Raw genomic sequence first — 12,933 nt, forward strand, 5'->3', positions numbered from 1 at the left:
GGAGCACGGTGGCGGCCACCGAGGAGATGCCCATGACCGCCGATTCGCTCCGCTTCGAGACCCTGGCCCTGCACGCCGGCTACGAGCCCGATCCGACGACCGGCTCGCGCGCGGTGCCGATCTACCAGACGACCTCCTACAAGTTCCGCGACGCCGACCACGCCGCGGCGCTGTTCGCGCTCAAGGAGTTCGGGAACATCTACACGCGGATCATGAACCCCACCAACGACGTGTTCGAGAAGCGGCTGGCCGCGCTCGAGGGCGGGGTCGGGGCGCTGGCGGTGGCGTCGGGCCAGGCGGCCGCGACCCTGGCGATCGCGACGATCCTCAAGGCCGGCGACGAGCTGGTCAGCGCGGCGTCGCTCTACGGCGGCACCTACAACCTGTTCAAGGTCACGCTGCCGCGGTTCGGCATCACCACCCGCTTCGTCGCGATCGACGACCTGGCCGCGGTGCGCGCGGCGATCGGCCCCAGGACCAAGGCGCTGTTCATCGAGGCGCTCGGCAACCCGCGCCTCGACGTCCCCGACCTCGCGGCGCTGGCGCAGGTGGCCAAGGACGCCGGCATCCCGCTGATCGTCGACGCCACCGCGGTGACCCCGGCGCTGGTCAACCCGATCGCCCACGGCGCCAACATCGTCGTCCACAGCGCGACCAAGTACATCGGCGGCCACGGCACCGCGATCGGCGGCGCGATCGTCGACGGCGGCAACTTCGACTGGGCCAACGGCAAGTTCCCCGAGTTCACCGAGCCCAACCCCGGCTACCACGGCCTCAAGCTGCACGAGGCGTTCGGCAACCTGGCGTTCATCCTCAAGGCCCGGGTCGAGCTCCTGCGCGACCTCGGCCCGTCGCTGTCGCCGTTCAACGCCCACGCGTTCATCACCGGCCTCGAGACGCTCAAGCTGCGGGTCGAGCGCCACTCCGAGAACGCGCTGGCGATCGCCCAGTTCCTGCAGCAGCACCCGCGCGTGGCCTGGGTCCGCTACCCGGGCCTCGAGGGCGATCCGTCGCACGCGCTGGCGCGGAGGTACTTCCGCGGCGGCTTCGGCGGCCTGGTGACGTTCGGCGTCAAGGGCGGCCTCGACGCCGGCAAGAGGCTGATCAACAGCGTCAAGCTGTTCTCGCTGCTCGCCAACATCGGCGACGCCCGCTCGCTGATCATCCACCCGGCGTCGACCACGCACCAGCAGCTGTCGGCCGACGAGCAGCGCGCGACCGGCGTGACCGAGGACCTCGTGCGGCTGTCGGTCGGGCTCGAGCACAAGGACGACATCGCCGCCGATCTCGATCGCGCGCTCCGGGCCAGCGCGTGACCGCCGCCGGCGCCCCGACCTGGTTCGAGCTGGTCCTGCCGCCGCTCGCGCTCGAGGCCGGCGCCGCGCTCGCGCACCACGTCGTGCGCGGCTGGCACTGGGGCCCGGCCGAGGACGCGGCGGTGCTGGCGGCGACGACGATCCCGGTCGAGGCCGCGCGCCGCTGGCAGGTCGAGGCGCGCGCGACCGGCGCCCTGGCGGTGCTGGCGCGCCGGCAGCCGTCGGCGCGGACGCCGCTGGCGCCGCAGATCCCGACGGTGCTGGTGGTGCACGCGCTCACCGGCGACGCCGGCGCCGGCGGCGTCGACGGCTGGTGGGCGCCGCTTTTCGGCCCTGGCCGCGCCCTCGATCCGAGCCAGGTGCGGGTCGTGTGCGTGAACCTGCTGGGCTCGTGCTACGGCACCTCCGGGCCGACCGACGGCGGCTTCCCGCGCCTGGCCGACGACGGCCACGTCGCCGAGCTGGCGCCGAGCCGCGGCGGCTTCGCGGTGCCCGCGGTCGACCTGCCGGCGACGATCACGACCTGGGATCAGGCCCGCAGCATCCTGGCCGCGCTCGATCGCCTCGGCGTCGATCGGGTCGAGGCGGTGCTGGGCGGCTCGCTCGGCGGCATGGTGGCGCTGGCGCTGGCCGCGCTCGATCCCGACCGGTTCGCGCGGCTGGTGCCGATCGCCGCGACCGCGGCGGCGTCGGCGTGGGTGCTCGCGTGGAACCACGTCGGGCGCCAGGCGGTGCTGGCCGATCCGGGCTTCCCGGCCGACGCCCGCCGCGGCCTCGAGCTGGCCCGACAGCTGGCGATGGTGACCTACCGGGCCGAGCCCGGCCTCGACGCCACCCAGGGCCGCGGCCAGGGCAGCGCCGCGTGGTCGTCGCGCGCGCGCTACCGGATCCAGACCTACCTCGAGCACCAGGGCGCCAAGCTGGCGGCTCGGTTCGACGCGCGCGCGTACCTGGCGCTGCTGGGCGCGATGGACCACCACGACCTCGGCCGCGCGCCGCCGGCGCCCGGTCCCGACGAGCGCTGGCCCGCGCGGGTGCCGCCGCCGCCCGCCGCCCTGGCGGCCCTGGGCCAGGGCCCGCGCGCGCCGCTGCCGTCGTCGTGGGGGCTCGATCGCGTCCGCGCCGCGACCACCGCGGTCGCGATCGACGGCGATCAGCTGTTCCTGCCCAGCCACGGCGAGGCGCTCGTGCGGGCGCTCGGGGCCCGCGGCACCGACGCCCGGCTCGAGGTGATCACCAGCCCGCACGGCCACGACGCGTTCCTGATCGAGTGGGGCCAGCTCGACGCGATCGTGCGGCGCGCGCTCGACGTGGCGCCGGCCCGGACCCGCTGGCAGCCCCGGCTCTTGCGGTTCCCGGGCGTGGTCGGCGCGGCGGACTGATCGCCCGGGCGCTGGCGGTTCCCGGGCGTGGTCGGCGCGGCGGACCTGCTCGCCCGGGCGCTGGCGGTTCCCGGGCGTGGTCGGCGCCTCCGGCTGATCGCCCGGGCGCCGAAATCGGCGGCGCCCCCCCGATCCCCGCGCTACCCTACGCCCATGGGCACCTTCATCCTCGCGCAGTCGGGCCGCCGCCGCGGGCCCACGTTCATCGCTGGCCTGGTCGCGACCGCGCTCGCCGCCGCGCTGGTGATCCCGCACCTCGGTCGCAGCGCGCCGGCGCCGGCCCCGGCCCGCGACCTGGGCACCCGCCACGCCTGCGGGCGGGTCGCGGTGAACCCGACGCCGCCGACCGACGACGAGGCCTGTCGCACCGCGCTCGCCGCGCGGGCGGCGTGGCGCCTGCGCCAGGTCGAGGCGCGGGCCCAGGGCTTCGCCGGCGAGCTCGAGCAGGCGCCCGACTGGGCGCCCGCGGTCAACCACTGCCTCGCGCAGCGCACGCGCTGAGCCAGGTCGCGCGCTCGACGGCGCGGGCCAATGTTACGCTCGCGCCATGATGGGACGAAGTGCGGCCGCGCTCTGCGTCGTGATCGCGTCGGTCGGCTGCGGCGGTGACGACGGGGTCCACGTCGACAACCCGCTGGCCAACCCGGCCGACGGCCCCCCGGCCGGCAACCCCGACGGCGCCTGCGCGATCCCGGCCGAGGCCGCGCCCGAGGACAGCTCGACCCCGACCACCGTGGTCGGCGACGGCACCGCCGCCAGCTGCACCAGCGCCGCGTTCATCGCCGCGGTCGCGGGCGGCGGCGTGATCACGTTCGCGTGCGGGCCCGACCCGGTGACGATCAAGCTCGACGCCACCGCCAAGATCTTCAACGACACCGGCCCGAAGATCGTGATCGACGGCGCCGGCAAGGTCGCGCTCGACGGCCAGGGCCAGCACCGCATCCTGTACATGAACACCTGCGACGAGGCCCAGCGCTGGACCACCTCGCACTGCCAGAACCAGGACCACCCGCAGCTCACGGTGCAGAACCTGACCTTCGTCAACGGCGACGCCACCGGGCTGGACCCCGACGGCGGCGGCGCCATCTTCGTGCGCGGCGGCCGCTTCAAGATCGTCAACAGCCGCTTCTTCGGCAACCACTGCGACCCCAGCGGCCCCGACGTCGGCGGCGCGTCGGTGCGCACGCTGTCGCAGTACCAGCCGGCCGGCGCCGACGAGCCGCTGCCGGTCTACGTCGTCAACACCACGTTCGGCGGCGACGCCACCCACGGCAACAGCTGCTCGAACGCCGGCGGCCTGTCGAGCATCGGGGTCTCGCACACGGTCATCAACAGCCTGTTCGCGTTCAACTCGGCGATCGGCGCCGGCGCCAACCCGCCGCAGGCCGGCACCAGCGGCGGCGGCAGCGGCGCCGGCATCTACAACGACGGCAACACGTTCACGCTGCGGCTGTGCGGGGTGGCGATGACCGACAACCACGCCAACGAGGGCGGCGGCGCGATCTTCTTCGTCTCGAACGACACCTCCGGCCACCTGATCATCGAGGACTCGGTCTTGCGCCGCAACCCGTCCGACGGCTTCGAGACCCAGGGCTTCCCCGGCATCTTCTACCTCGGCCGGGGCCCGATCCAGGTCAGCGGCTCGACGATCGAGTAGCGGCGCGGTCAGCGCGCGGCGTAGGCGCGATCGAGCTTGGCGGCGACGATGAAGTCGCGCTCGGACAGGCCGTCGACGTCGTGGGTCGACAGCCGCACGTCGATCCGGCCCCAGCCGATCGCGAGCTCGGGGTGGTGATCGTCGGCGTCGGCGATCGCGGCGATGGCCCCGGCGAACGCGGCCGCGTCGGCGAACCCAGCGAAGGCGTAGCGGCGGCGCAGCTCGTCGCCGACGACGGCCCAGGCCCCGCTCAGCTCGGCCGCGAGCGCGCGCAGCGGCGCGCCGATCAGCCGACCGGCGGAGGCGGGCACGTCACGGCCCGAGCGATCGAGGAGCGCGGTGGTCATGGCGCGACCGTAGCCCAGGTTGGCCGCGACGGCCCACCGGCACGGACCGGCACGCCGGTTCGCCGCGAGCGGCGCGCGCGCCCCGGACGCGATGGGCCGTGACGCCGGTTCGCCGCCGCCGCCGCGCGCGACGCACGACCGCGGTCGTCCCCGGCGGCGCCCGCGTATAGTACGCGCGATGTCGTCGCCCGATGGATACCAGCTCGTCGACGCCGCCGGTCAGCCGACCCGCGACGCGCCGTGGATCTTCCGCACCTACGCCGGCCACTCGAGCCCGGGGGCCTCGAACGCGCTGTACCGCGCCGGCCTCGAGCGCGGCCAGACCGGCCTGTCGATCGCGTTCGATCTGCCGACCCAGTGCGGCTACTCGTCGGACGCGCCGATCGCGCGGCCCGAGATCGGCAAGGTCGGCGTGCCGATCAACTCGCTCGACGACCTCCACCGGCTGTTCGACGGCATCCCGCTCGAGCGGATGAACACGTCGATGACGATCAACGGCACCGCGATGTGGCTCCTGGCCCTGTACGTGGCGCTGGCGCGCGAGCGCGGCGTGCCCGAGGCGTCGCTGCGCGGCACGATCCAGAACGACATCGTCAAGGAGTACCTGGCGCGCGGCACGTACATCTTCCCGCCCGAGCACTCGCTGCGCCTGATCGCCGAGACCTACGAGTACTGCGTCGACCGGCTGCCCGACTGGAACCCGTCGAACGTGTGCAGCTACCACCTGCAGGAGGCCGGGGCCACGCCGGTCCAGGAGGTCGGGTTCGCGCTCGCGACCGCGGTCGGCCTGCTCGATCGGATCAAGGCCCGGGGCCGCATCGACGCCGCGGCGTTCGCGCGCTGCGTCGGCCGGCTGTCGTTCTTCGTCAACAGCGGCATCCGGTTCGTCGAGGAGATGTGCAAGATGCGGGCGTTCGCCGAGCTCTGGGACGAGCTCGCGCGCGATCGCTACGGCGTCGACGATCCCAAGCTGCGGCTGTTCCGCTACGGCGTCCAGGTCAACTCGCTGGGGCTGACCGAGGCCCAGCCCGAGAACAACGCCTGGCGCATCCTGATCGAGGCGCTGGGCGTGACCCTGTCGCGCAAGGCCCGGTGCCGGGCGCTGCAGCTGCCGGCCTGGAACGAGGCGCTGTCGCTGCCGCGGCCGTGGGACCAGCAGTGGGCGCTGCGGCTGCAGCAGATCCTCGCCTACGAGACCGACCTGCTCGAGTACCCCGACCTGTTCGACGGCAACCCGGTGGTGGGCGGCAAGACCCAGGCGATCGTCGACGGCGCCCGGGCCGAGCTCGACCGCATCGTCGCGATGGGCGGGGTCCAGGCCGCGGTCGACTCGGGCTACATGAAGCAGGCGCTGGTGCGATCGATGACCGAGCGCATGGTCCGGATCGGCGGCGGCCAGCAGGTCGTGGTCGGGCTCAACCGCTGGACCGACGGCCTGCCGTCGCCGCTGACCACCGGCGAGGACGGCGGCATGTTCACGCTCGACGCCACCGCGGTCGACGACGCGCTCGGCGCGCTGGCCGCGACCCGGGCCCAGCGCGATCCGGCGCGGGCGACGGCGGCGCTGGCGGCGCTGACCGCGGCCGCGCGCGACGGCGCCAACCTGATGGAGCCGTCGATCGCGTGCGCGCTGGCGCGGGTCACCACCGGCGAGTGGGCCGACGCCCTGCGCGCGGTCTTCGGCGAGTACCGCGCGGTCACCGGCATCGACGGCCAGTCGCTCGACCTCGGCGGCGATCGCGCGGCCGCGCTGCGGGCCCGGGCCGACGGGTTCGTCGCCGCCCACGGCCGACGCCCGCGCCTGGTGGTCGGCAAGCCCGGCCTCGACGGCCACTCCAACGGCGCCGAGGTGATCGCGGTCGCGGCCCGCCACGCCGGGTGGGACGTGATCTACGCCGGCATCCGGCTGGCGCCCGATGACATCGCCGTGAGCGCGATCGAGGAGGACGCCGATCTGATCGGCGTGTCGATCCTCAGCGGCTCGCACCTCGAGCTGACGGCGCAGCTCATGGCCGGGCTCCGGGCCCGCGGCGGCGGCGACATCCCGGTCGTCGTCGGCGGCATCGTCCCCAAGCCCGACGTCGTCGTGCTGCTGTCGATGGGCGTGCACGCGGTGTTCACGCCGGCCGACTACGATCTCGGCCAGGTGATCGAGCGCATGTTCGACGTGGTCGAAGGCAAGGCGTGAGCGACGCCGCCGCGGTCACCGCCGCCCGCGCCGGCGACAAGCGCGCGATCGCGCGGCTGGTGACCGTGTTCGAGGACGCCCGCGTCGAGGCCGGGGCCCGCCGCGCGGCGGTGCTGGCGGCGCTCGCCGATCGACCGGTCGGGCGCGTGGTCGGCCTGACCGGCGCGCCCGGCGTCGGCAAGTCGACCCTGGTCGGCGCGCTGGCCACCGCGCTGGTCGCCGGCGGCGAGCCCCGGGTCGCGGTGGTCGCGGTCGATCCGTCGAGCCCGCTGACCGGCGGCGCGCTGCTCGGCGACCGCACCCGCGTCCGGTTCGCGCCCGACGACGAGCGCCTGTACTTCCGCAGCCAGGCCTCGGGCGCGATCGCCGGCGGCGTGGCCCGCGCCACCCACCAGGTGTGCCGGCTCCTGGCCCGGCTGTTCGCGACGGTGCTCGTCGAGACCGTCGGCGTCGGCCAGGGCGAGATCGAGATCGTCCGGATCGCGGACACCACCTGGCTGGTGCTCCAGCCCCACGGCGGCGACGGCGTCCAGTTCATGAAGGCCGGCCTGATGGAGGTGCCCGACGGCTTCGTCGTCAGCAAGGCCGACCTCGGCGTCGCCGCCGGCGCCACCGCCAGCGCGCTGACCTCGGCGCTGCGCCTGACCGCGCCCGGCGCCGGCCCGCGCCCGGTGATCGTGACCTCGGCGGTCACCGGCGCGGGGATCGCCGAGCTGGCCGCGGCCATCGCCGCCGGGCCCCGGGGCGGGCTCGCGGCCAAGGAGCCGTGGCTGTTCGAGCGCTGGGTCGTCGACGAGTACGGCCAGGCCGGGCTGCGGCGGCTGGCGACGCTGGCGCCGTCGACCGCGGCCTACCTCGCGGACCACGGCGGCCTCGATCGCGCGCAGGCCGCGTTCGCCGCCGGGTGAGCGGTCCTTGCGCGTCGGCGCAGGTCGTCCCACGGTGACCACATGACCACCGCCGTCCGCTCCGCCTCCGACGCCGACTTCGCCGACACCGTCCTGGCTCGCTCGCGCGCGGTGCCGGTGCTGGTCGACTTCTGGGCGCCGTGGTGCGGGCCGTGCCGCGTGCTCGGGCCGGTGCTCGAGGACCTGGCCGCGAGCGAGGTCGGCCGGTTCGAGGTGGTCAAGGTCGACACCGAGCAGAACCCCGAGGTGGCCGCGCGCTACCAGATCAGCAGCATCCCGGCGGTCAAGCTGTTCGTCGACGGCGAGGTCGCCGCCGAGTTCGTCGGCGCGCTGCCCGAGCCGCGCATCCGGGCCTTCCTCGACGAGCACCTGCCCAGCGCCGCCGCGGAGCACGCCCACGACGCCGCCCACGCCCTGGCCCTGGGCGATCTGACCGAGGCCCGGCGCCACGCCGAGGCCGCCCTGGCCGCCGCGCCGCCGGCCGCGGCCGCGGCGACCGCGCACGCGGTGCTGGCGCGCTGTGACCTCGCGGCCGGCGCGCTGGCCGAGGCGGCGGCCCACGGCGGGGCCGTGCCCCCGGCCGCGCCCGAGTGGGACGCGGCCCAGGCGGTGACCGAGCTGGTCGCGCTGGCCCAGGCCACCGCCGCCGAGCGCGCCGACCCGCCCGAGACCCCGACCGCCCGGTTCGCGCACGCGATCGCGGCGATCAGCGCGGGTGACGTCACCGACGGCCTCGACCAGCTGCTGGCGCTGGTCGGCGACGATCGGCGCTGGCGCGACGAGGCCGCGCGCAAGGCCATGCTGATCGTGTTCCGCGTGATCGGCATCCGCAGCGACACCGCCGACGCCTACCGTCGCCGCCTCAGCGTGCTGCTGTGATCGCGCCGGCGCGCCCCGCCGTCACGCCGCCGGCAGGCGCAGCACCAGCTCGGCGCCGGGGCTGACCGCGCGCGGCACCAGCTCGCCGGCCATCGCCACCGCCAGCGCGCGCGACAGCGCCAGGCCCAGCCCCAGCCCCGGCGGCGCGTCCTCGCCGACCGCGCGGGTGAACGCCTGGAACCGCCCGCGCCGAAGCGCCGCCGGCAGGCCGGGGCCGCGATCGCGCACGGCGATCTCGACCGTGTCGCCGGCGACCGCGACCGCCACGGTGATCGTGCGGTCGGCGGCGCCGCGGCTGTACTTCTCGGCGTTGTCGAGCAGGTTGCCGAGCACCCGCGCGACCGCGTCGCGATCGAGCCGCGCCGGGACCGACGCCGGCGCCACCAGCTCGACGGTCGCGCCGGCCCGGACCAGCCCCGGCTCGGCCCGCTCGATCACCTCGCGCACGACCTCGACCGCGTCGGCGGCCTCGGTCCGCACGGTCAGCGAGCCGCGCTCGAGCTGGGTCACGCCCATGACGTTGCCGACGACGCGCCCCAGGCGCGCGGCCTCGACCGAGATGCGGTGGGCGTAGTCCTTGTGCTTGGCCGGATCGCCGAGCTCGTCGGCCAGCATGTCGCCGTAGAGCTGGATGCCGGCCAGGGGCGTGCGCAGCTCGTGGGCCGCCGCCGCCGCGAACCGCACCCGCTGACGCGCGAGGCGCTCGCCGCGGGCGGTGACGCCGACCACCAGCAGGCCGCACACCAGCGCCAGCACGGCGACCGGCACGAACTTCACCAGGAACCCGTCGCGCAGCATCGCGGCCGAGCCCCGGACGTAGGCGAGGTCGTCGCGCGCGTCGATCCGGATCGCCCACGGGCTGCCGGCGATGCCCAGCGGCGCGCCGCCCTGGTCGACCAGCGCCGCCCCGGCGCCCCCGCGCTCCTCGAGCCACGCCGCCAGCGTGGCGCGGGTGACGGTCAGGCCCTGGGTGCGCGCGCCGTCGGGCGTGATCACCTGGCGCACCGCCACCAAGGTCGGCGCGCCGTCGATCGTCAGCGTGGTCCAGGTCAGCGGCGCCACCGTGATGATCACCGGCGCCGGCGGCGCGGCCGCCTTCCGGAGGCGCGGGGCCGGCGCGCGCGCCGGCGCGGGCGCTGGCTCGATCGGGTCCGCGGCCTGGTTCGGCAGCTGCACCCGCGGGCCGCCCCGGCGGTTCTGCGCGAAGATCTGGTTGGTGACCTGGTTCTGCTCGTAGGCCTCGGGTGGCAGCTCGATGGTCTGCACCGCCGGCTCGTTCGGGTCGCCGGCGTCGCCGTTGCCCAGCGCCTGCGCGCCGATCGCGGCCTGGCGCGCCCGCCGCGGCGCAATCGCCGCGACCTGCACCGGCGGCGCCGCCACCCGGACCGCGCCGTGCTCGGCCCAGCGCGCCAGCTCGTCGCGCACCGCGCCGACGCCGGCGAGCGCGGTGCGATCGGGCGCCTTGGCCTGGATCGTCTCGGGCACCTCGTCGTTGACGCTCGGCGACGACACCTGATCGCGCTCGTCGATCTGGAAGTGCAGCGCCACCAGCGGATCGGCCGGCCCGGTCGCCAGCGGCGACGGCGTCACCGACAGGCCCTCGCTGGCGCCGGCGGGGTCGTGGAACAGGTTCTGGTAGTGCAGGTACGGCCGCGCGCTCTCGCTCACGCGCAGCTCCTCGAGCCGCGCCGTCAGCGCGTCGGCCAGATCGGCCTCGCGATCCTGGGCCGCGCGCTCGACCGCGGCCACCGAGGCCGCGACCTGGCCGTCGACCTCGCGCACGCCGGCGCGGTACCAGCCGATCAGGACGATCGCGATCGCGCCGCTGATCAGCGCCGCCACCACGAACGTCCGGCCGCCGATCACGGCCCCTCCAGGCCCCAGGCGTAGCCGGCGCCCTTGACCGACACGACGATGCGCGGGTGGGCCGGGTCGCGCTCGATCTTCTTGCGCAGCACCACGATCGCCATGTCGACCGCGCGCGTGTGCAGGTCGCCGCGCTGGCCGAACACCTGCTCGAGGATCTCGGCTCGCGACACCGCGCGCCCGCGCTGCCGATGCAGCCACCGCACCAGCCCGGCCTCGCGCGGGGTCAGCGGCGCCACCGCGTCGCCGCGGCGCACGGTCAGGCGCCCGAGATCGAGGACGGCGCCGTCGACGTCGAGGTGCTCGACCACCTCGGCCGGGGCCCGCCGGCCCAGCGCCCGGACCCGGGCCAGGAGCTCGCGGGCCGAGAACGGCTTGGTGACGTAGTCGTCGGCGCCCTCGCCCAGCCCGCGGACCTTGTCGTCCTCGCTGCCGCGCGCGGTCAGCATCAAGATCGGCATGCCCGGCCGCGCCGCGCGCAGCCGCCGGCACACGTCCATGCCCGACAGCCGCGGCAGCATCAGATCGAGGACGATCAGGTCCCAGGCCTCGGCCAGCCCGCGCTCGACCGCGGCCAGGCCGTCGGCGACCGCCAGGGCGTCGTGGCCGTCCCCGCCGAGCAGGTCGAGCAAGCCCTCGCGGAGGCTGGCCTCGTCTTCGACCACCAGGATGCGCACGCCCCCAGTGTGCCATCCCCGCCGCCCCGGTAGGTCAGGCCCGTGTAAGGCCGCCGGCGATCGCCGCGCTCACCACGGCGTGTCGCGGTAGTCCTTGAGGAACCGGCCCCAGAGGTGGTGGCCGGTGGCGTGGCCGCTGAACACCGGATCGAGCACCCGGGCGGCACCGTCGACGATGTCGAGCGGCGGGTGGAAGCCGTGGACCTGGGTCTTCATCGCGGCGATCGTGACCGGGTCCTCGTCGGTGACCCAGCCGGTGTCGACCGCGTTCATGTGGATGCCGTCGCGCACGTAGTCCGCGGCCGAGGTCCGCGTCAGCATGTTGAGCGCGGCCTTGGCCATGTTGGTGTGCGGGTGCTTGTCGGTCTTGAACCGGCGGTAGAACTGCCCCTCCATCGCCGACACGTTGACGATGTGCTTGTCCTTGGTCGGCACCGCCATCATCAGCGGCTTGAGCCGCGCGTTGAGCACGAACGGCGCGATCGCGTTGACCAGCTGGACCTCGAGCAGCTCGGCGGTCGGCACGTCGGCCAGGGTCATGCGCCACGAGTTCGTGTCGCGCAGATCGACCTGCTGCAGATCGGCGTCGTAGTGCCCGGCCGGGAACAGGTGGCTGCCGCGCTCGAGGTCCTCGGCCAGGACCGGCACCTGCGACAGCACCGCCGCGCGCCACAGCCCGGCCGGCGCGCCGTCGCTGGTGGCCAGGGCCGCGCCCGACTCGAGCATCGGCGCGGCGGCGTGCTCGCCGACGCCCCACCACCGCGCCAGCATCGCGCGCTCGCGCGGGCCGACCTGATCGGGGCCGACCGCCTCGCCGGTCAGCAGGTGATCGTAGAAGCCGCTGGGCCGCCGCACGGTCTGGCAGGCGTTGTTGATCAGCACGTCGAGCCGCGACCACGTCGCCCGCACGTGCGCGCACAGCGCCTCGACCGAGGGCGTGTGGCGCAGATCGCAGCCGTACACGTGCGCGCGCGTGGCCAGGTCGGCGCCGTCGGGCTCGGCCGCGAGGCGTCGGGCGGCGTCGACCGGGAACCGCGTGACGATGATGGTCTCGGCCCCGGCCCGCAGCAGCTTCTTCGCGATCTCGGCGCCGATCTTGACCCGGGCGCCGGTCACCAGCGCGACCCGGCCGCGCAGGTCGACGGTCTGGTTGCGCTTGCGCCAGTTCTCGTCGGCGCAGGTCGGGCACATCGCGTCGTAGAACGGGTGCAGCTCGTGGAAGTCGACCTTGCAGACGTAGCAGTTGCGGGCCTCGTGGACCCGGCGCGGCGCGTCGTCGTCGCGGCGGGCCTCGGCCTCGGCCCAGGCGCCGGCGTCGGGCCCGTCGTCGGCGGCGTGGTCGGGATCGTCGATCAGCTCGCCCGGGGGCAGCTCGGGCACCTTGCCCAGCGACGTGAACAGCGGCAGCTTGCGCAGCGCGCGGATGCCGGCGCCGTCGAGGATCGCGCGGTCGGCCGACTTCACCGCCAGCTCGGCCTTGCGGGTCAGGCCCTTGCGCATGGCCTTGCGGGCGTAGCGATCGGGCCGCGACAGCCGCCCGGCCGCCACCATCAGGCGCCGGCGCAGCTCGTCGGACAGCTCGGCGACGCGGCGCGGATCGTCGGCGTAGCCCTCGAGGAGGGCCACCAGCCCGGCGAGGTCGGGCGGCGCGTCGGAGTCGGGCGGGTCGGATGACACGGCGGACGCTCTTAGCACCGCCGCCGCCCGGGCGGA

Annotated in this window: 11 protein-coding genes; 7 read left to right on the forward strand and 4 right to left on the reverse strand. The window is 75.4% G+C overall.

Features of this window, described 5'->3' with window-relative positions:
• Positions 1-32: 32 nt before the first annotated feature.
• From IPL61_15005 to IPL61_15020, 4 genes are all read left to right on the forward strand, one after another.
• A complete protein-coding gene (locus tag IPL61_15005) occupies positions 33-1,316 on the forward strand; it encodes an O-acetylhomoserine aminocarboxypropyltransferase/cysteine synthase (GenBank protein MBK9032596.1) in 1,284 nt (427 codons plus the stop codon).
• Positions 1,313-2,698 (forward strand): alpha/beta fold hydrolase, encoded by a 1,386-nt coding sequence (locus IPL61_15010; GenBank protein ID MBK9032597.1) that lies wholly within the window; start codon positions 1,313-1,315, stop codon positions 2,696-2,698. Before IPL61_15005 ends, IPL61_15010 begins: the two co-directional genes overlap by 4 nt.
• Before the next feature lie 153 nt (positions 2,699-2,851).
• Positions 2,852-3,199, forward strand: a complete 348-nt coding sequence (locus IPL61_15015) for a hypothetical protein (GenBank protein ID MBK9032598.1) — start codon at positions 2,852-2,854, stop codon at positions 3,197-3,199.
• Positions 3,200-3,248: 49 nt separating this feature from the next.
• Positions 3,249-4,355: a hypothetical protein gene (locus IPL61_15020; protein MBK9032599.1), complete on the forward strand. Its 1,107-nt coding sequence runs from the start codon at positions 3,249-3,251 to the stop codon at positions 4,353-4,355.
• An 8-nt stretch (positions 4,356-4,363) separates the two neighbouring features.
• Here the strand turns inward: IPL61_15020 and IPL61_15025 are convergent, their stop codons facing one another.
• On the reverse strand, positions 4,364-4,702 hold the full coding sequence (locus IPL61_15025) for a 4a-hydroxytetrahydrobiopterin dehydratase (protein ID MBK9032600.1): 339 nt from the start codon (positions 4,700-4,702) through the stop codon (positions 4,364-4,366).
• A 178-nt stretch (positions 4,703-4,880) separates the two neighbouring features.
• Between IPL61_15025 and IPL61_15030 the strand changes: the two genes are divergently transcribed.
• From IPL61_15030 to trxA, 3 genes are read left to right on the forward strand one after another with little or no spacing between them, the layout of a single operon-like run.
• Positions 4,881-6,890 (forward strand): protein meaA, encoded by a 2,010-nt coding sequence (locus tag IPL61_15030; GenBank protein ID MBK9032601.1) that lies wholly within the window; start codon positions 4,881-4,883, stop codon positions 6,888-6,890.
• A complete protein-coding gene (locus tag IPL61_15035; protein MBK9032602.1) occupies positions 6,887-7,798 on the forward strand; it encodes a hypothetical protein in 912 nt (303 codons plus the stop codon). The genes IPL61_15030 and IPL61_15035 overlap by 4 nt, the downstream gene beginning before the upstream one ends.
• A gap of 42 nt (positions 7,799-7,840) precedes the next feature.
• A complete protein-coding gene (trxA, locus tag IPL61_15040; protein ID MBK9032603.1) occupies positions 7,841-8,677 on the forward strand; it encodes a thioredoxin in 837 nt (278 codons plus the stop codon).
• 21 nt (positions 8,678-8,698) lie between these two features.
• Here trxA and IPL61_15045 read toward each other — a convergent pair whose 3' ends face one another.
• The 3 genes from IPL61_15045 to IPL61_15055 form a co-directional block, all read right to left on the reverse strand.
• Positions 8,699-10,543, reverse strand: coding sequence for a HAMP domain-containing histidine kinase (locus IPL61_15045; protein ID MBK9032604.1), 1,845 nt, complete (start codon positions 10,541-10,543; stop codon positions 8,699-8,701).
• Entirely contained in the window at positions 10,540-11,220 is a 681-nt protein-coding gene (locus IPL61_15050) for a response regulator transcription factor (protein MBK9032605.1), read from the reverse strand. Before IPL61_15050 ends, IPL61_15045 begins: the two co-directional genes overlap by 4 nt.
• 69 nt (positions 11,221-11,289) lie before the next feature.
• Positions 11,290-12,771 carry an SDR family oxidoreductase gene (locus IPL61_15055; protein MBK9032606.1) on the reverse strand — a complete coding sequence of 494 codons (1,482 nt, stop codon included), beginning with the start codon at positions 12,769-12,771 and terminating at the stop codon, positions 11,290-11,292.
• Between the last annotated feature and the right edge of the window lie 162 nt (positions 12,772-12,933).

The organism is Myxococcales bacterium (genome assembly GCA_016717005.1).
Lineage (GTDB): Bacteria > Myxococcota_A > Polyangia > Haliangiales > Haliangiaceae > UBA2376.